Below are 19,421 nucleotides of genomic sequence, written 5' to 3'. Positions count from 1 at the left end.
CATCCACTCATTCACTCATTCACTCATTGACCAGATGAACCTGCCCGCCACCCTGCACTACACCAAGGACCACGAATGGATTCGCGTCGAAGGCGACGTTGCCTACGTCGGCATCACCGACCACGCTCAGAAGGAGCTGGGCGACATCGTGTACGTCGATATTGATACCCTCGACAAAGACGTAGCCCAGCACGCCGTGTTTGGCACCGTGGAGGCCGTGAAAACGGTGTCCGACCTGTTCAGCCCTATCACCGGCACCGTGCTGGAAATAAACAGCCAGCTGGCCGATGCCCCCGAAACCGTGAACTCCGACCCCTACGGCGACGGCTGGATGGTAAAAATCTCCATCACCAAGCCCGAGGAGCTGAAAGAGCTGCTGACCGCCGAAGCCTACGGCGAGCTGGTCGGCGCGTAGTCGGTAGCACATGCTTTAGCTTGGGCGTCGTCATGCCGATTTCCTCCCGCACGCCGCCCCAGCCAAAGCCCTCGTGTCGCTTCTTCGCTGCCCTACCGCTGCTGTGGGCCGCCCTGGTGCTGGTCCTCACCCTCACCCCGGCGGCCGATATGCCTGTCACGCCCGTTTGGGAGCTGCTGTCTTTCGACACGGCCGCCCATGCGGGCGTGTTTGTCGTTTTGGCGGGGCTAAGCAGGTTTTCATTACGCCACCAAAGCCGGTGGCCCCTTTTAGCCCGGCACGCCGGAGCAGCCGCTTTGCTGGTCAGCGTCCTGTTCGGCGGCCTTATTGAATTGTTGCAACACCACATGCACCTGGGCCGCCACGGCGACTGGACCGATTTGCTGAGCGACGCCATTGGGGCCGCGCTGGCGGTGGGCGTAGCCACGTTGTGGGCTGCGCGCCGCCGCGAGCCGCTTCAGTTGCCCATTGTACCCCTGCTGCTGTTGGGCGCGCTGCTGCCCGCGATTGGAGCCCCGGCGCAGGATATTCCCCGCGCTCGCCGCACCATCGAGAAGCTGGCCGCGCCGGAGCTGCACGGGCGCGGCTATGTGCAGCAGGGCGAGCACAAAGCCGCCGCCTACCTGCGCGGCCGCCTGCGCGAGCTGAAGCTGGAACCGCTGGCCCCGAACTACACCCAGCCGTTTACGCTGGATGTGAACACATTTCCGGGTACCGTAGCATTATCAGTCACTCACGTTGTCACCCTGGACAAAGTGGTTACCAAAGAACTTGTGCCTGGAGCAGAGTTCATTGTCGCCTCTGAATCAAAGGGCACCTCGGGTTTGCTGACCACCTCGGCACTTCGACTGGATACCCTCTGCTTCTTTCAGGCCTCTGCTCAGCAAGCCTTGCAGCGACGCGCTTGGCACTGGCTATCAACGCTAGGAACCCCGCCTTTTCTGGTGCTTACCGCTCGAGATGTGCAGCGTTTACCAACGTTACCACCAGCGTTGCGTCAAACGCTGGATTCCTTGCCTAATCGCATAGTGTTGGTCCCCAAGCTAACTGCGTCCCTCGCACCGGCCCAGGTCGCAGGCATCCACATTGAAGCCCTCAATGAGCCAGTTACATGGTACCCGCTGAACCCAGAATACCCCGAAGACCTGTTAACACTGCAAGTCGATGCCCAACTCCAGCGCAACTACCAAACTCAGAACCTGGCCGCCGTCATTCGGGGCACCGCGCAGCCCGATTCCTTCCTCGTCGTGTCGGCGCATTATGACCACCTGGGCAGGATGGGCCGCAACACCTATTTCCCGGGGGCCAACGACAATGCCAGCGGTGTGGCCCTGCTCCTGGAACTGGCCGCCCACTACGCCCGCCCCGAAAACCGCCCCGCCTATTCCGTGGTGTTCCTGCTCTTCGGGGCCGAGGAAGCCGGGCTGGTGGGCTCGCGCTACTTCGTGGCGCACCCGCTGGTGCCGCTTGCCCGCATCAAATTCCTGGTCAACCTCGACCTGCTGGGCACCGGCGAAGAAGGCGCGACCGTCGTCAACGGCCGCGTATTTGAAGCGCCCTTCCGCTGCCTGCTGGCGCTCAACAACGCCTACCACTACCTGCCCGCCCTGGGGGCCCGCGGCCGCGCCGCCAACTCCGACCACTTTCCCTTTTCCGAAGCGGGCGTGCCGGCCTTCTTTATCTACACCCGCGGCGGCAGCGCAGCCTACCATGATGTGAACGATAAGCCGGCGGCCTTATCACTGGCTGGTTTCGCGGGGGCGTTCGGGCTGGTGCGCGATTTCCTGGGGGAGCTGGGGGCCGCGCCAGCCGCAAAAAAATAGTCGGTGGCCGAACCTGCGTTCAACCACCGACCTTATTCTTAACTCTTAACTGCCTAGCCTTTGGCTTTCAGCGAGAGCATGATTTGCTTGGCAATGGGCTCCCACTCGGGCTTCTGACGGTCGGCGCAGTTGAAGGTGCAAATCATCAGTTTGCCCTCTACATCGGTGAAGAACACCAGCGTGTACACCTCGTGGCCCATTTCAGGCTTCATGAATTCGAGGTAGCCCACCTTGCGGTTGTTGATGTTTTTCACCCCATCGCCGAACCAGGTAGCGTCCTTGTACTGCTTGTGGTAGGTCTTGCCGAACGAGGCGGCGTAGATATCGACCATGTCCTGGTCCGAATCGTTGTCGCTGTAGTTGAAGGCGAGGGTAATGAGGTTGTTGTTGGTGAAGATAACGCTGGGGCGGCTCTGGGCTTTGGCGTAGGCAAAGTCCATCTGCTGCTCGCTCATTACTTCGAAGCCTTTGGGAATCAGGATTTCCACTCGCTCGCTGAGCACGCGTTTTTTTACCAGCTCGATTTCGGATGCGGGACGTGCGGCCGTGAGTAACAGTCCCAGGATACAGAGTAAAAATGTAGATTTCATGCTAATGGGGATAAGGAGGTGAGTAACTAGCGCTTCTTGGTTAGGCCAAGTTAGATACAATATTCAGGTTTACAACTTTTGGACAACAAATATTGCGATTATTTTTCATAGCGCCCAAGGGCAGCGCTTAATAAGTCAATAAAGTCTTAATATTCTGCTGGTTGGGAAGGGCCCGCCGTGGGCATTGACTGAAATATAAAATCGTAGTCAAACAGCGTTATGTAGATGTTTGATTGCGAATTTTAATGAGATAATGCAAAATCATGCCCAAAATTCCGGAAAAACAGCAAGGCTGAAGTCTGCGAAAGGCAGCCAATAACCCGGCCCGCTAGAGGATGTTATTTAATTGTTCTTTTATTTTTTCCAGCTCCTCTTTCATGCCCACCACCAGGTGTTGCACGGTGGCATCATTGGCCTTGGAGCCGATGGTGTTGATTTCACGGCCAATTTCCTGGGCCAGGAACCCCAGCTTCTTGCCTACGGCCTCGTCGGGTTGCAGCACGGCCTGCTGGAAGTAGGCCAGGTGGGCGGCCAGGCGCACCTTCTCCTCGGCAATGTCCAGCTTTTCTATGTAGTACAGCACTTCCTGCTCGAAGCGGGTGGCGTTGAACTGCTCGTGGCTGCTGAGCTCGGCCAGGTGGGCCGTGAGGCGCTGGCGTACGTGCTCGATGCGGGCGGGGTCGTGCTGCTCGACGGCGGCCAGCTGCTGCCGGATGGTGGCCACGTAGGTCAGAATCTCGGTGGTGAGGGTGCGGCCTTCGTCCTGCCGGAACTGCTGCATGGCTGCCAGGGCCTCGGCCAGCAGGGGCTGCATCTCCACCCAGGTTACGTCTTCGGCCAGGGGCTCGGCCTCGCGGGCCTCGGTGGCGCTGGGGATAACGCCCGGCAGGCGCAGCGCCGCCAGCAGGGTGTCTTCGCCGGTGGGCACGCCCAGGCTTTGGGCAATGGTTTTTAGCTCCTGGTAGGCGGCCACCAGGGCTTCCTTGTTGAGCGCGGTGGCGGTGCGGGTGACGACGGGCCGCGCAAAATCCAGGTTGAGGTTGATTTTGCCGCGCAGCAGGGCTTTGGCCACGGTGTTGCGCACTTCCAGCTCGTGGGCCTGCAGAAACCGGGGCAGGCGTAGCGTGAGGTCGAAGGTTTTGGAATTGACGGACTTTAACTCGACGGTGGCGGTGTAGCTGTCGGTTTCGCGGTGGGCCTGGCCGTAGCCGGTCATGGATAGAAGCATCGGGGAATCAATTAGCAGTTAACAGGGAGTAGTTAACAGTGAGCAGTTAACAGTGAGTAGTGAGTAAGCAATGGGCGGGTAATAACGTGCGGGTTCTCGCAGACTGGCAATGCACGGGTTAACGCATCCGATGTAAAGGAACAGCTTTCAGGCCGCCTGCACCCCTTGCCCGTCCCCAAAGCCCTGGCCGTCCACAAAATCCGCGTAATCCGTGAAAAATCCGACCAATCCGTGATTCAAAAAAGGCCGCAAAAGTAATTCCTCCAACCGGTGTTAAAAACCGATGGAATAGGCAGTAACAATATCATAACCATCCGGCTATGTTGTCATAATAGGGCCCCGGTACTTTTGTACCGTAAAACCAACTTTCGTTGTATGCGCTTTGCCCTACTAGGATTTTTTGTGTTGTGGCTGAATACGTTGGCCTTTGGCCAGCAGGGCACACTATCCGGAAAAGTCACGGATAAAAAGACCAGCGAGGGCGTCATCGGCGCCACCGTGCTGGTGACCGGCACCACCCAGGCCGCCCCCGTGAACGTGGACGGCTCCTACACCCTGCCGCTGGACCCCGGCACCTACGATATCACGATGACTTACGTGGGCTACAAGCCGCTCACCTTCCCGGGCATCGTGGTGAAAAGCGGCGAAACTACCACCCTCAACGGCGCGATGGAAGAAAGCGCCACCAGCCTGACCGAAGTGACCGTGACCGGCGTGAAGCAGACCGGCACCGAAGTGGCCCTGATTCAGGACCTGCGCAGAAGTGAGGTGGTGGTGAGCGGCATGAGCAACGACCAGATAGTACGCACCCTGGACCGCGACGCGGCCGAAGTGGTGAAGCGCATTCCGGGCGTAACCATCCAAAACAACAACTTCATCGTCATCCGCGGCCTGGCCGAGCGCTACAACACGGTGCTGCTGAACGACGCCCTCACGCCGAGCGCCGAGACGGACACCCGCTCGTTCTCGTTCGATATCCTGCCCAGCTCGGTGATTGACCGGGTGCTGATTTTCAAGAGTGGCGCGCCGGAACTGCAGGGCGAGTTCGGCGGCGGCATCGTGAAGGTGTACACCAAGAACAGCGTGCTGGAAAACAGCACCTCGCTCTCGGTGTCGGGCTGGGCGCGCAGCACCAATACCTTTAAAGACGGCTTCCTGAGCACCAACCACAGCTCAACCGACTTGCTGGGCTTCGACAACGGGCAGCGCAGCATTCCGGGACTGCTCGGAAACCTGACGCCCAACGCCGCGACCACCTCCCAGGAGCTGGCAGCCAACCGCACCTCGCTGCGCAATGAGTTTCTGCCCCGCTCCATCACCTCGCGGCCCGATTTGCGCTTTTCGCTGGGCATCAACCGCAAGTTTGAAATCGGGAAGGTGTACGTGAGCAACGTGACGTCCATTTCGTATTCCAACACACAGGAGCAGTACACGTCGGAGCGCCAGCGCTACGACTTCTACGACCCCAAATTTCCGGACCTGATGCCCTTGCCGCAGTTCCGCTACCAGGACACCCGCTCGCTGTCGGCGGTGCGGCTGGGCGTGATTCACAACTACCAGGTGCGCCTCAACGACCGCAACCGCCTGGAGTTCCGCAACTTCTTCAACCAATACGGTACCGACGAGGTGGTGAATCGCCGGGGCCCGAACTACAGCGAGGTGCCCGATATTGGGTTGGAGCACAACGACTACAGCCTGCACTACCAGAGCCGCAGCATCTATTCGGGCCAGCTGGGCGGCACCCACGAGGTGGGCCCGGCCAACCGCACCACCCTCACCTGGGCCACCGGCTACAACTACGTGAACCGCAGCGAGCCCGACTACCGCCAGAACCAGCAAACCCGCCTCTACGACGCCACCAAGCCCGGCGAAATGAACCCGGCCCCGTTTGAAGTGCAGGTGAACAGCGTGCCGCAGACCAGCTCGCGCTTCTTCGCCACCCTGAACGAGAATACCTACATGGCCAGCGGCCAGGCCGAGCGTCGCTTCGCGGGCCGCGACACGCTCAGCGCCAACCTCTACAAGCTGCGGGTGGGCTTCTACACCGAGCAAAAGAAGCGCAACTACGACAGCCGGATTTTCAACTACACCCGGGCAGGCCGCCTCGACCCGGCCATTGGCAGCCAGCCGCTGTCCACCATTTTCAACCCCGAAAACCTGAACACCACCACGGGCTTCGTGCTGAAGGAAAACACCAACGATTTTGACCGCTACACCGGCGAAAACACCCTGGCTGCCGGCTACGTGGGCGGCGTGGCCCCGCTCTCCGACAAGTTTAACCTGACTGGCGGGGTGCGCGTGGAGTACAACCGTAAGTTTCTGGAATCGGGCGGAACGAACAAGCCGTACGAGGAGAAACGGACCTTCTTCCTGCCGTCGCTAAACGCCACCTACAACTTTAACGAGCAACACCTGCTGCGCGCCGGCGGCAGCATCTCCGTGAACCGCCCCGAGTTCCGGGAAGTGGCGGCGTACAACTATTACGACTTCAACAACAACTTCTTCGTGAAGGGCTCCGATTCGTTGCGAACGGCCAAAATCTACAACGCCGACCTGCGCTATGAGTTTTACCCCACCCGCTCGGAAATGGTATCGGTGGGCGTGTTCTACAAGCACTTCACCGACGCTATCGAGCAGATGACCACCTCGATAACCGGCAGCGACTTGTACCTGACGTACCAAAATGCCCCTAAAGCCTACGACCTCGGCGTGGAAGTGGAAGCCCGCAAATCGTTGGTGGGACTCACCGAAAACCGGTTTCTGGAGCGGATTTCGTTTATCCTGAACGCTTCGCTGATTAAGAGCCGGGTGCAGGTCGACACCGCCGCGAGCGGCAACACCGGCTTTGCCCTCGCCAACCGGCCCCTGCAAGGGCAGTCGCCCTACGTGGTGAACGCCGGGGTTTTCTACCAGGACGACGACAGCCACTGGCAGGTATCGGCGCAGTACAACGTCATCGGGCCGCGCATCTCCTTCGTGGGCGACAAGCTCAACAACCCCTCCATCATCGAGCTGCCCCGCCACGTGGTGGACCTGGCCGTGACCAAGGGCATCGGCACCCACTTTGAGGTGCGCGCCGGGGTGCAGAACCTGCTGAACCAGCTGGTGCGCCAGAACTACGACTTCGACCGCAACGGCAAAATCAACGGCATCGAAAACGAGGCCTCGTTCAACCGCTACCGCCGCGGCACCTACTCCACGCTGGGCCTCACGTACCGCTTTTAGTCGGGCCCGTAACAATTTGTTAAACCAAGACGGACAATAAGATAACGGCCACCGGGTTCCGGTGGCCGTTCTATTTTCGGACCTTTGTGGCATCAAGTTTCGCTGCTCATTTTCATCCCCCTCTCGCATATGAAAAAGCTACTACTCCCGGCCCTGCTCGCTCTGGCCAGCCTCGCTGCCCGCGCTCAAACACCCTGCCCCGCCGCGGGCGCGGTGGTGGCCATCGGCCTCGGCAGCACGGTGACGACTGGGGTTGAAATCACCAGCAACACGACCTGGACCCGCAACAACATTTACCTGCTCGACGGCTTCGTGTACGTGAACAGCGGCGTGACCCTGACCATCCAGCCGGGCACCATCATCAAGGGCAGCCTGCCCAACAAGGGGGCCCTCATCATCCGCCAGGGCGGTGTGCTCATCGCCGACGGCACGCCCACGCAGCCCATCGTCTTCACCTCAAACCAGCCCGCCGGCTCGCGGGCCCCTGGTGACTGGGGTGGCCTCATCATTGTAGGCCGGGCCCCCGTCAACCTGCCGGCCGTCACCAACGTCGAAGGCGGCGTGGTGGCGACGTTCGGCGGCCCCTCGGCCAACCTGCCGGCCGACAACTCCGGTATCATCCGCTACGTGCGCATCGAATACCCCGGCGTGGCCTTCCTGCCCAACAGCGAAATCAACGGCCTGACGCTGTGCGGCGTGGGTTCGGGCACCACCATCGACCACGTTCAGGTGACGGGCTCGGGCGATGACTCCTTCGAATGGTTCGGCGGCACCGTGAACGCCAAGTACCTGATTGCCCTGGCCGGCACCGACGACGATTTTGATACCGACAACGGCTTTTCGGGCCGCGTGCAATACGGGGTGGGCCTGCGCGACCCGCGCCGCGGCGACATCGCCACGGGCGGTATTTCCAACGGCTTTGAAAGCGACAACGACGCCACCGGCACCAACAACGCTCCGCAGACCTCGGCCGTGTTCGCCAACATGAGCATCTTTATGCCCACCACGCCGGCCGCCGCCTCCCCCTTCGCCAATGCCAACGCGGCGCAGATTCGCCGCAACTCGGCCCAGAGCATTTTTAACTCGGTTTTCGCCGGCCGTCCCTTCGGCCTGGAGCTGAACAGCGGCGCGAGTGGCAACACCCAGAACAATGCCCAGTCGGGCCTGCTGGCTTTCCAGAACAACGTGCTGGCCGGCTACAGCCCCCGCGCGGCCCGCGCCACGGGCGGGGCCCTGGCCGGCTTTAGAATCAACGCCTTCGTAGGTGCCAACAGCGACACTACCCGCACGGTGGCCGCCCTGGGCCTGAACGCCGACAACTTCGCTTTCGAAGGCGTGTGCAGCGCCGTCAACAAGTCTTGCGCTCCTGCTTTCAACCTGCCCGCTGCTTCGCTGCTGAACACCGGCGCGGCCTTCACCAATGCCAAACTAACCGGTGCCGGCAACGGCGGCCCGAACAGCACCTTCGACGTAGTAACCTACCGCGGTGCTTTCGGAGCCACCAACTGGGCTACCGGCTGGGTGAACTTCAACCCCCAGATTACCTGCTACAACGTGGCTGGCCAAACGCTGGCCACCCGCGAAGTGGCCAACGCCCCGCTGCAAGCCCTCTCCGTATCGCCTAACCCCACCGACGGCGCCGCCGCCACGCTGGGCTTCGACGTGACCCGCGCCACTACCGCCACCGTACGCGTGGTAGACATGATGGGCCGCTCGGTGGCCACTGTGCTGAACGCCGGCAAGCTGGCCGCCGGCCCGCAGCGCCTGCTGCTGCCCGCTACGCTCGCCCCCGGCGTGTACGTAGCCACCGTGGCCACCGGCGATGCCGTGCAGTCGGTCCGCTTCGTGGTGACCAAGTAATAACCGCAGATTATGCAGATTACTGGATTATTGAGATGATAATGAGTTGATTATCGTAGTTATAGTTTATGAATGGCCTGGTCCGGCAACGGGGCAGGCCATTCTTTTTTTCGGAAGCAGTGAGCCAGGACTTACTTTGTTGGTAATTCCTCATTCTTCCTTCCTCATTTCTTATTCTTCATTGAAAACGCCCCGCGTGCTGATGCTGCCCAAGTGGTACCCGCACCGCTACGACGACCAGGACGGGGACTTCGTGGGCCGGCACGTAGCGGCCATCGCCGCCCACGGCGGCGCGGAAGTAGCCGTGCTGTTTGCCGCTGTGGCCCGCGGGCCGCTGCCGGGGCTGATTGATGCGGAGGAGGATTTCACCGGCCCCTGGCCCACGCTGCGCTACTACTACCGCGCCGCCCCCACCGGCCTGGCCCTACTCGACAAGCCGCTGAAGCTGCTGCTGTATTTCTGGTGCCTGCGGCGCGGCTACCGGCGGCTGCGGCAGCACTGGGGCGGCCAAGCGCCCGATTTGGTGCACGTGCACGTGCTGCTGCGCACGGGCTTATTCGCGTGGGCGCTGCAAGCCGTGCGCGGCATTCCGTTCATCGTCACCGAGCACTGGACGCTGTACTTGCCCCTGCGGGCGGGCGGCATCTCGGGGCTGCGGCGGGTGCTCACGCGGGCGGTGGTGCGGCGGGCGGCGGCGCTGCACACGGTATCGGGGGGGCTGCGCGATGCCATGGCGGCGCTGGGCTTTGTCAATCCGAACTCCGTCGTCATTGCCAATGTGGTGGATACGGACCTGTTTCACCCTGAAAAACTGCCCAAAGCCCAGGTAGCGCACGTTTCGGCGGTGGCTGATAAATCCTTGGTTGCCCCAACGCTGCTGCATGTTTCGGCTTTTCACGACCAGGTAAAAAACCTCTCCGGCGTGCTGCGGGTGGTGGTGCGGCTGCGAGCCGTTTGGCCCGGCCTGCGTCTGCGCATCGTCGGCTACGGGCCCGATGAAGTTTATCTCCATGGATACGCGGCCTCCCTGGGCCTGCTGGCCGATGGCACCGTCATTTTCCTGGGTAAGCTGTCGCACGCGGCCGTGGCCGCCGAGATGGCCCGCGCCACCGCGCTGGTCTCCTTCAGCCGCGCCGAAACCTTCGGCTGCGTGCTGCTGGAAGCGCGGGCCTGCGGCTGCCCCGTAGTAGCCACCCGCACCGGCGGCGTGCCCGAGCTTTTCCAACCCGAAAACACCTTCGGCCTGCTGGTGAACCCCGACGATGAGCCCGGCCTGGAAGTCGCCCTGACGGCCGTGCTCAGCGGCACCACCACTTTTGATGCCGCCCGGCTGCGGGCCGACGTCGCCGTTCGCTGCGCGCCGGTGGCCGTGGGGCAGGCATTCGGGGCGGTGTACCGGCAGGTGCTGGATGAGGAATAGAACGGCAAACTCCCCTCCTTTTTTAAGGAGGGGATGTTTCAGCAAAGCTGAAACGGGGGTGGTGAAGTCGTTGAACCGAAGGTCGGCGTAGCCAACGACACCCGCACGACACCCGCCACAAATCGTTCAGCCACCCCATCGTTCAGCCATCGTTCAACGATTTCACCACCCCCGTCCGAGCCTGCGGCTCGAACATCCCCTCCTTAAAAAAGGAGGGGAGTTTGTCGTTCTTTGCCGGCAGTTTCTCCCATGATAAAACGCATACTTCAGCATTTCGCGGCGCGGGTCCTCACGGCGGGGCTGAGCTTCGCGGTGGTGTGGCTCACGGCGCGGTATTTGGGGGCGGCGGGGCGTGGGCAGGTCAGCCTGTTTTTCACCGATATGTCGGGGCTGGTGCTGCTATCGGGGCTGGTGGGCGGCTCGTCGCTGATATACCTGGTGCCCCGGCGCAACGTGTGGCACCTGCTGCCGCCGGCCTACGCCTGGGCCGCGCTGGTGAGTGGGCTGGGCGCGGGCGCAATCGCCCTGCTGCGCCCCGTAGGCCCGGCCTACGCGCTGCACCTCGGAGCCGTGACGCTGGTGCAGGTGCTGCTCTCCATCAACCTGTTTCTGCTGCTGGGCCGCAAGCGCGAGCGCGACTACAACGTGCTCACCACCGTGCAGGCGGCGCTGCTGGCCCTGGCGCTGGCCCTGGCCTTTGCCGGGGCGCACTGGTTCGATATCCGGGCGTACTACTATGCCAACTACGTGGCGTACGGACTGCCGTGGCTCCTCAGCACCGGGCTGCTGCTGCGGCTGCCCGATGCCCGGGCGTTGCGGCCAGGTGGGGCCACCCGGGCCCGTCGCTACGCCGCCGCCCGCGAGCTGGCCCGCCACAGCCGGGGCGCGCAGCTGTCCAACCTGCTCACGTTTGCCAACTACCGCTTCGGCTACTATGCCGTGGCCTACCTGGCCGATGCCCGGGCGCTGGGCATCCTCTCGGTCGGGGTGGCTCTGGCCGAGGCCATCTGGCTGATTCCGCGCAGCACGGCCCTCATTCAGTACGTGGCCCTGGTGAACGCGGCCGACCAGCGCGAGCAGACCTACGCGGCGCTGCGCGGCAGCCGCCTCACGCTGCTGGCCACGGGCGCGGCGGTGCTGGCGCTGGCCGCCGTGCCGGCCGGGTGGCTGGCCGCTGTTTTCGGGCCGGAGTTTGGGGCGGCGCACGGCGTTATCCTGGCGTTGGCTCCCGGCATCTTCATCAACGGGGCGGGCATGCAGGCCAGCACCTACTTCAGCGGTACGGCCCGCTACCGCGTGAATAATTACGCTGCCCTGCTGGGCCTGGCCGTCACGGTGCCTTTGGGCCTGCTGCTGGTGCCGCGCCTGGGCATGGTGGGCGCGGCGCTGGGCATGTCGGCTTCCTACGCGGCTAGTGTGGCCTACCTGGGCTGGCACTACCGCCGCGCCACCGGAGCCACCTGGGCCGCCCTGCTGCCCGGCCCGGCAGATGTGCGCTGGGTAGTGGGGAAAATTGGGAATAAAAACTAAAAAAACGGTCATGCTGAGCGTAGCCGAAGCATCTCTACCGCTTCGTTGCCATAGCATTGATTAGTTGCGCAGTAGATATGCTTCGGCTACGCTCAGCATGACGTGCCAGTGGTTTTCATATTCCCTTTCAGAAACCACTACCGCACCACTTCCACCCAGCCTTTCACCCGGTGGCCATCGGGGTAGGAGAGGAGGTAATAGTACACGCCATCGGGGTGGCCGGCGGCGTCCCATTCGTCGTGATAGGCGGGCGAATTGAACACCTGCTGCCCCCAACGGGAAAATACCTGTAGGCGCGGGGTACAGTCGGGCCCAATTTTGAAAGTTTGGTTCTGGTCGTCGCCGTTAGGGGTGATGATGTTGGGGATTTTGCGCTCCGTGACCACTACCAGGGGCGCGTTGGCCTGGGTCTCGCAGCGGTCCGAGTTGTAGCGTACCCGCACGCGGGGCTGGTAGGTGCCGGGCGTAGTGTAGGTGTGCGTGGGGCTGCCTTCGGTACTTTGGCTGCCATCGCCGAAATCCCAGACCACTGTCAGGCCCGGCGGCCTGGCGATATCGCCCAGGCTGAAACGCACTGTGAGCGGGGCAAGGCGGGTTTCGGGACAAGCCACTGGTGCCCAGGACGGCCGCAAAACCGGCACCGGGGCCACTGTTACCTGCCGGGTAGCCGCGTTGCTGCCCCCGCAGCCCGTGGAGGTAACGGTGTAGGTCAGGGTGAGCGTACCGGTGAAGTTGACGGGCGACGTGAACACGAAGCCCGTGGCCACGCTGCCGCTCACGCCAATCCCGCTGAAAGTGCCGCCCGCCGGGGTGCCGCGCAATGCAAACGACTGGCCCGTATTGCTGCACAGCGTGGTATCGGCCCCGGCCGTTACCGCCGGCACCACCGTCACGCGGCGGGTGTCCACGGTGGTGCACAGGCCAGTATTCACCACGGTGTAGGTGAGCACGTTCACGCCCACCAGGGCCGGCGAGGGCGTGAACACGAAGCCCGTGGCCACGCTGCCGCTCACGCCCGGGCCGGCCCACACGCCGCCCGCGGGGCTGCCCACCAGCGCCAGTGGGCTGGCCGACACGCACAGCGTTTGGGCCGGCCCAGCATTGGCAATGTTGGGTTGGAAGTTGAACACGAACGCCGCGTTATTGCAGCCCGCCGCGGCTGGAGAGTTGCTGTTATTCACAGTTGAGTAGGTGTTCGCGCCGGGCGGAATGGGAAAACCGGTGCGCGAAAAGCACGAGCATACCGCCTGGTACACCACGCCGCGCGGGTCGAAGCGCGAGGTGCCGCCGTCCACGTGTTCGCCCCCGCTGTTGGGGTCGGAGTTGCCGTAGTAGGTGCCGTAGGCGAGGGCCGTGAGGCCGGCCGAAAACTGCGCCAGGTAAAAGTCGCTGCCATCGGTGACGGACTGCGCGGCATCGGTCGTGAGGGGCAGGCGGTCGGTACTGCCGTTACCGCTCAGGTAGGGCGAGGAGGCCGGGGCCCCGCCGGTCCAGCCGTTTACCTGCCCGCCCCAGCCGCACACGTACACCCGGTCGCAGCGGTCAACGAGGAAGGCGGTCGGGTTGAGGGCTACCCGGCCGGCATTGGCCGGGTCGGTGCTGCCAAAGGCGGTGGCCAGCAGGCTCTGGCCCAGGTTGGCATCCAGCTTCTGAATAAACTGTGTGCCGACGGGCGTGCTGAACAGGCCGGGCGACACCGGAAACTGGCCCAGCGTCTGGCCCAGCAGATACACGCCGCCATCGGTGCCAAGCTGCAGGAAATAGGCCTGGTCGTAGGCGGCGGTGCCCACGTAGCTGGCCCGCAGCAGCGCCGTGCCATTGGCCGCGATGCGCACCGCGAAGCCGTCGACATTGCCGGGCCGGGTGGTGCGGTAGGCCCCGGCCGTCACCGGGAAGTTCGGGCTGAGGGTGCCGCCAGCCACATACACGTCGCCGCTGACGGGCTCTAGTTGAATGGAATACGCGGCATCGGCCCCAGAGCCACCCAGGTAGCTGCCCCAGGTCAGGGCCGTGAGGCCGGGCGTGAGCTTGCACACCACGCCATCGGAGGTGCCGCCCCGGTACGTGCCCGAGAAGCCCCGCGCCACCGGAAAATTGGTCGAAGTAGTGTGCGAGGCGATGTACACGTTGTCGGCCGCATCCACCAGAATATCCCCCCGAAACGGGTCGCCGTAGTTGTGGGGCAGCTGCGGCGTGGGGCTGAACGACGACAGGTTGGGGTCGAGCGGCAGCAGGCCGTCGTTGTCGGAGCCACCCAGATAGGTCGAGCCCACCAGGGCCGCGCCGTTGGCGGCCAGCCGCGTAATCACTAAGTCGGAGCCATTGGGCGAGTCGTAGGGCGCGCCGTAGCCGAGCGGGGCCGTGCTGCTGCCGCCTCCGAATGTGCGTTGCAAAGCGCCGGCCGAAGTGGGGTAATTAAGCGAGCCCGACGAGCCCAGCACCAGCAGCTCGCCCTGGTTATTCACCACCAGGCTGTGCGGAAAATCGGCGCTGCTGCCGCCCAGGTAGGTGGCCCACACCCGCGCCGCCGGCCCGCTCACGCTGGTGTTGTACCTGATGATGGCAATGTCAATAAGCGCCGCGAACGACGTTTGAAACGCGCCCGGACTAGCCGGGTAGCCCGGCCCAAACGCGATGCCGCCCGAGTACAGGTTGCCCTGCGCATCATACGTCGCCGTGAAGCCCCAGTTGTCGGCCACTGAGCCCGAGTAGGTCGAGAATACCACCACCGGGTCAATGGTGAGGGCCCGCGTGGTATCGTACTTGCCCAGCGCGAAATGCGCCACCCGGCCCGCCAGCACGTAGCGGCAGGCCACGGGCTGGCGCTGGCCGGCGGCCGTGGTTTGCCAGGCCACGGGGGCGCGCTCCATCACAGTGCCCACGCTGGTTTTGGTGACGAGGTTGCCAGTGGCGTCCAGGGTCAGACTTTCAGCCCCGTCGTGCCGCAGGGCAATGGCGGCCGGGTTGGCCCCGGCGGCCAGCTCGAAGTCGTATTCCAGGTGCTGGTCGGCACTTTCGTACACGCGGGCCCGCACGCCGGGCCACAGGCCGGCGTAGTGCAGCGTGCGGAAGCTGCGCACATCGGCGGCCCAGTGCTTGGCATCATTTCCCAGGAAATAGCTGCGGTGCTCGGCGGTGGGCGTTTCGGCCGTGATGGCGGCTGGCCGGGCTCCTTCAAAGTGCAGGGTGAAGGCGTGGCCGCGCACGGCCTGACCAGGCGGAGGCGGGCTTTCGTTTCGGCCCTGGTGACCATGTTGGGCCGGGCCGCCGTCGGCCAGCAGGGCAAAGGTCAGCCCGTCGGTTTCGGCAAAGAGCCGGCCGCCGGGCAGCGGGGCCACGTAGCGGGCCCGGGCATCCCACTGGCCTTTATTCTCGATAAATTCCAGCGTGTGATTGGCCGGGCCGGGGTGCTCGCTGGGCTGGGCAAAGGCACGGGGAGCCAGCAGCCCGGCAGAAATCGCAAACGGTAGAAGTAGCTTCATGGGAATGGAATGGGGAGAACGGAAGATAGCGCCAGGCAGCGGTTTTTGCATCAGCCGAAAGGTGTTGAACGAGTACCCCGAATTTCCAATTCGGCCGCCTGAACGATGCTCAAACAACTCGTTCCCGCGGCCGAATTGGAAATTCGGGGTACTCGTTCCCGCGGCGCGTCAGCGCCAACCGCCCTTTACCGCCGCACTTCCACCCAGCCTTTTACGCGGCGGTCGTCGGCATCGCGCAGCAGGTAGTAGTAGATGCCATCGGCCAGGCCCGAGGCGTCCCAGTTGTTGCGGTAGTCATCGGTCTGGTACACGCGCTGGCCCCAGCGCGAGTACACTTCCAGCGAGGCCGGGCGGCAGCTGAAGCGGGGCTGAAAAGTCTGGTTAGCGGCATCGCCGTTGGGAGTGATGATGTTGGGCACGAACACCTCGCCCACTTCAATTGGAGCAAAGCCGGTCACGACCTCACAGTTAGCGTAGCGGGCCGTGAGCTGAATGCGGTAGAAGCCCGGCCGCTCGTAGCGGTGCGTGAGCGTGGGCAGCTCGCTGATGGGACTGCCATCGCCGAAATCCCAGCGGTAAGTAGCCGTGGGGGTCAGTAGCACGGGCGTGAGGGGGCAGTCGAAGGGCGCGAGGCCGGCGTACTGCGGGGCGGTGGCGCACACGGGTAGGTTCAGGCCCACATTCTGGTTGGAAGTGGGGGCCAGGGTGACGGTGCGCGTGGCCGTGGCCTGGCAGGGGCCCTGGCTGAAGGTGTAGGTGAGCGGGTACAGGCCGCCCCGGTTGTTGGTGTTTGGCGGCGTGAAAAAGCCGCTGGCCGTCACGCCCGTTCCGCTCCAGGTGCCGCCGGCCGGCGTGAAGCCGCGCAGCTGAAACGGCTGCCGCTGGTCGGCGCAGAGTGTAGTATCGGGGCCGGCCGTGAGGGTGGGGGGGCGGCCCACCGTCACCTGCCGGGTAATGATGCCGCAGCCCAGCGAGTCGCTCACGGCGTAGGTGAGCGTGTGCACGCCCGCGCCGGCTGCGGCCGGGTCGAAGCGCCCCCCCGACACGCCGGGGCCGCTGAACGTGCCGCCCGCCGGCGTGGCCGCCAGCGTCACGGCACTCAGCGTGGTGCACTGCGGCGGCACGGCCGCAAACACCGGCACCACGGGCGGGGCCACCACATAGCGCACGGTCCGCGTGCTCTGGCAGGTGCCGGTGGCCGCCACCGTGTAGCTCAGCCCGTACTGGCCCGGCCCCACGGCGGCGGGCACGAAGCGGTAGCCCCCGCCCGCCCCGGCCTGCACGCCCGGCCCGGCCCACACGCCGCCCGCCGGGCTGCCGCCCAGCACGATGGGCCCGCCATCCACGCACACGAAGCGGCGGGGGCCGGGGTCGGCGTTTATTATCTCGAAGTTCATTTTGAAGGCCCCGTTGTTGCAGTTGCTGCTGCCGTTGCGGGTGGTGTAGCTGCCCGCGCCCGCCGGCACCGGGAAGCCCTGCGCCCCGCCGCAGCTGGCGCACACCGCCTGGTACACCACGCCGCGCTTGTCGAAGCGCGAGGTGCCGCCGTCGACGTGTTCGGCCACGCCGCCCAGCTGGCCGAAGAAAGTGGCGTATTCCAGGCCGCGCATGCCGGCCGCGAACTGCGCCAGGTAGAAGTCGGAGCCGTCGGTGGTGCGCTGCACGGCGGTGCTCGTCGTGGGCAGGCCGGCGGTGGTGCCGCCCAGCCATTGGCCGCCCAGGTCGTTATCCAGGCCGCCCCAGCCGCTCACGTATACCCGCTCGCAGTCGTCGACCAAAAAGGCCGTGGGCACCAGGTTGGGGCCGTTGTTGAAGCCGCCCCGCTGGCCGAAGGCCGTGTTGTAGAGGCTGGCGGTGAGGTCGGGGTTCAGCTTCTGGATAAACTGCGGGCCGCTGGCGCTGCCGTACAGGCCCGGCGTGATGGGCAGCTGGCCCAGCGTCTGGCCCAATAAATAGGCGTTGCCGGTTGCATCAAGCTGGAGAAACTGGGCCTGGTCGTAGGCGCTGGTGCCGATGAACGTGGCCCGCTCCAGGGTGCGGCCATCGGCGCTGACGCGGGCCACGAAGCCGTCGGTGCTGCCGCCCTGGTAGCTGGGGCGGTAGGCCCCGGCCGTGGCCGGGAAGTTGGTTGAGGTGGTGCCGCCGCACACGTACACCCGGCCCTGCGCGTCGCGCTGCACCGAGTAGGCCGCCTCAGCATTGCTGCCGCCCAGCAGGCTGGCCCAGGTCACGGCGTTCAGGGCCGGGGGCAGCTTGCACAGCAGCGCATCCGAAGCCCCGCCCCGGTACGTGCCGTTGAAGCCCAGCCCCACGCCGGGGAAGTTGGTGGAGCTGGTGGCCGCCGCCACGTACACGTTGCCCGCGCCGTCGAGCAGCACGTCGCTGCGAAACGGGTCGCCGTAGTTGGCCGAGATGGCATCGGGCTGGTTCAGCACGCCGTCGTTGCCGGAGCCGCCCAGGTAGGTGCTGGCCAGCAGGGCGCTGCCGGTGGCGCTGAAGCGACTCACCACCAGGTCCGAGCCATTGGCCATGAGGTAGTGGGCGGGGCTGCCGGCTCCCACGCGAAACGGGTTCAGCACCGAGCCGCCCCCGAAGGTGCGCTGCGCCGCCCCGGTCGTGGTGGGGTAGTTCAGCGACGACGTGCTGCCCATCACCACCAGCTCGTTCTGCGCGTTCACCACCAGGCTGTGCGGAAAATCGGCCTCGTTGCCGCCCAGGTAGGTGGCCCACACCCGCGAAGCCGCGCCGGTAGTGGCGGTGTTGTATTTGATGAGGGCCATGTCAACGATGCTGCCGAAGGTGGTGCGAAAAGCGCCCGTCGTGGCTGGAAATGAGCCCCCGGTATTGAACACGATACCTCCCGAGTACATGTTGCCCGCCTCGTCATACGTCGCCGTAAACCCCCAGTTGTCGGCCGTCGAGCCGGTCAGGGTCGAGAACTGCACCGTCGGGTCGATGGTCAGGGCCCGCGACTTATCATAACTCCCCAGCGCGAAGCTGAGGGTGCGGCCCCGCAGCACGTAGCGGCAGGCCACGGGCTGGCGCTGGCCGCCGGCCGAGAGTTGCCAGGCCCGCGGGGCCAGCTCGGTAGTAGTGCCCACCGTGGTTTTGATGACGAGGTTGCCGGCCGCGTCTAGGGCCAGGGCGGCGGCCCCGTCGTAGCGCAGGGCTACGCGGGCGGGGTTGGCGCGGGGGGCCAGCAGCACGTCGTATTCCAGGTGCTGGGTGGCGTTTTCGTACAGCGTCAGGTCGATGCCCGGCCACAGCTCCTCGTAGCGCAGCTGCCGGAATGCCCCCACGTGGCTGGCCCAGCGCGCTTCGTCCTGGCCCACGAAGTAGTTGCGCTCGCCGGCCGTGGGCACGCTGGCCGTGAGGCGGGCGCGGGCACTGGCTTTTTCGAAATGCACGGTGTAGGCGTGGCCCGCGATGCCCTCGGCCGGCGCGGCCACCGGGGCCGCGCCGCCGTGGTGGTTGCGGAGCGCGGCGGGGTCCAGAAAGCTATAGGTGAGGGCATCGGCCTGCACATACAGGCAGCCGGCGGGCAGGGCCGCTTCGTAGCGCACCCGGCTGTCCCACTGGCCTTTGTTTTGAATGAATTCCAGGCTGGGCGAGCGGGGCTCCACGGCAGCCGGGCGCGCCGCCTGCGCGGCAGTGGCCAGTAGTGCCAAGCCGGGCAGCAGCTTCAGCCAGGGCCGGTAGAATGAGCGAAAACGTGTAGTCATACGAATACCAGAAGGACGAATAAGTGGAAGGCGAATGGTTGGAAAGGAACCACGAAGCCGGGCATAAAGCATCAGGCCGAGCGAAGTTACGGGCACACAAAAATCAAACCACGCCGCCCATCAACC

The 19,421-nt window shown here is 64.4% G+C and carries 10 protein-coding genes; 6 read left to right on the top strand and 4 right to left on the bottom strand.

Annotated elements, in window-relative coordinates; translation table 11 throughout:
* Window positions 1-34: 34 nt before the first annotated feature.
* Both gcvH and ABD819_RS00205 read left to right on the top strand, forming a co-directional pair.
* Entirely contained in the window at window positions 35-415 is a 381-nt protein-coding gene (gcvH, locus tag ABD819_RS00210; protein ID WP_345120342.1) for a glycine cleavage system protein GcvH, read from the top strand.
* 32 nt (window positions 416-447) lie between these two features.
* Window positions 448-2,238: a VanZ family protein gene (locus tag ABD819_RS00205; RefSeq protein ID WP_345119736.1), complete on the top strand. Its 1,791-nt coding sequence runs from the start codon at window positions 448-450 to the stop codon at window positions 2,236-2,238.
* Between the two features lie 53 nt (window positions 2,239-2,291).
* On the opposite strand, the gene ABD819_RS00200 is transcribed toward ABD819_RS00205, so the two are convergent.
* Window positions 2,292-2,828: a hypothetical protein gene (locus ABD819_RS00200; RefSeq protein WP_345119735.1), complete on the bottom strand. Its 537-nt coding sequence runs from the start codon at window positions 2,826-2,828 to the stop codon at window positions 2,292-2,294.
* Window positions 2,829-3,156: 328 nt separating this feature from the next.
* A complete protein-coding gene (locus ABD819_RS00195) occupies window positions 3,157-4,056 on the bottom strand; it encodes a YicC/YloC family endoribonuclease (protein WP_345119734.1) in 900 nt (299 codons plus the stop codon).
* Between the two features lie 375 nt (window positions 4,057-4,431).
* On the opposite strand from ABD819_RS00195, the gene ABD819_RS00190 reads away from it, so the two are divergent.
* From ABD819_RS00190 to ABD819_RS00175, 4 genes are all read left to right on the top strand, one after another.
* Window positions 4,432-7,281: a TonB-dependent receptor gene (locus ABD819_RS00190; protein WP_345119732.1), complete on the top strand. Its 2,850-nt coding sequence runs from the start codon at window positions 4,432-4,434 to the stop codon at window positions 7,279-7,281.
* A gap of 129 nt (window positions 7,282-7,410) precedes the next feature.
* Window positions 7,411-9,141, top strand: coding sequence for a T9SS type A sorting domain-containing protein (locus ABD819_RS00185; protein WP_345119731.1), 1,731 nt, complete (start codon window positions 7,411-7,413; stop codon window positions 9,139-9,141).
* A 181-nt stretch (window positions 9,142-9,322) separates the two neighbouring features.
* The gene (locus ABD819_RS00180; RefSeq protein WP_345119730.1) at window positions 9,323-10,561 is read left to right on the top strand and encodes a glycosyltransferase; all 1,239 of its coding nucleotides are present in this window, start codon (window positions 9,323-9,325) and stop codon (window positions 10,559-10,561) included.
* Window positions 10,562-10,810: 249 nt separating this feature from the next.
* Window positions 10,811-12,091, top strand: coding sequence for a lipopolysaccharide biosynthesis protein (locus ABD819_RS00175; RefSeq protein ID WP_345119729.1), 1,281 nt, complete (start codon window positions 10,811-10,813; stop codon window positions 12,089-12,091).
* A 137-nt stretch (window positions 12,092-12,228) separates the two neighbouring features.
* On the opposite strand, the gene ABD819_RS00170 is transcribed toward ABD819_RS00175, so the two are convergent.
* Window positions 12,229-15,573 carry a DUF7948 domain-containing protein gene (locus ABD819_RS00170; protein WP_345119727.1) on the bottom strand — a complete coding sequence of 1,115 codons (3,345 nt, stop codon included), beginning with the start codon at window positions 15,571-15,573 and terminating at the stop codon, window positions 12,229-12,231.
* A 185-nt stretch (window positions 15,574-15,758) separates the two neighbouring features.
* Complete coding sequence (locus ABD819_RS00165; protein WP_345119726.1) at window positions 15,759-19,295, bottom strand: DUF7948 domain-containing protein; 3,537 nt, start codon at window positions 19,293-19,295, stop codon at window positions 15,759-15,761.
* Window positions 19,296-19,421 lie beyond the last annotated feature (126 nt).

It is taken from the genome of Hymenobacter antarcticus (assembly GCF_039539545.1).
Taxonomy (GTDB): domain Bacteria; phylum Bacteroidota; class Bacteroidia; order Cytophagales; family Hymenobacteraceae; genus Hymenobacter; species Hymenobacter antarcticus.
This window is presented reverse-complemented; position numbering and strand designations above follow the sequence as displayed.

Coding starts and splice junctions, on each gene's coding strand:
- ABD819_RS00190 (WP_345119732.1), top strand. CDS start 4,432: ATGCGCTTTGCCCTACTAGGATTTTTTGTGTTGTGGCTGAATACGTTG.
- ABD819_RS00170 (WP_345119727.1), bottom strand. CDS start 15,573: ATGAAGCTACTTCTACCGTTTGCGATTTCTGCCGGGCTGCTGGCTCCC.
- gcvH (WP_345120342.1), top strand. CDS start 35: ATGAACCTGCCCGCCACCCTGCACTACACCAAGGACCACGAATGGATT.
- ABD819_RS00175 (WP_345119729.1), top strand. CDS start 10,811: ATGATAAAACGCATACTTCAGCATTTCGCGGCGCGGGTCCTCACGGCG.
- ABD819_RS00195 (WP_345119734.1), bottom strand. CDS start 4,056: ATGCTTCTATCCATGACCGGCTACGGCCAGGCCCACCGCGAAACCGAC.
- ABD819_RS00165 (WP_345119726.1), bottom strand. CDS start 19,295: ATGACTACACGTTTTCGCTCATTCTACCGGCCCTGGCTGAAGCTGCTG.
- ABD819_RS00200 (WP_345119735.1), bottom strand. CDS start 2,828: ATGAAATCTACATTTTTACTCTGTATCCTGGGACTGTTACTCACGGCC.
- ABD819_RS00205 (WP_345119736.1), top strand. CDS start 448: ATGCCGATTTCCTCCCGCACGCCGCCCCAGCCAAAGCCCTCGTGTCGC.
- ABD819_RS00185 (WP_345119731.1), top strand. CDS start 7,411: ATGAAAAAGCTACTACTCCCGGCCCTGCTCGCTCTGGCCAGCCTCGCT.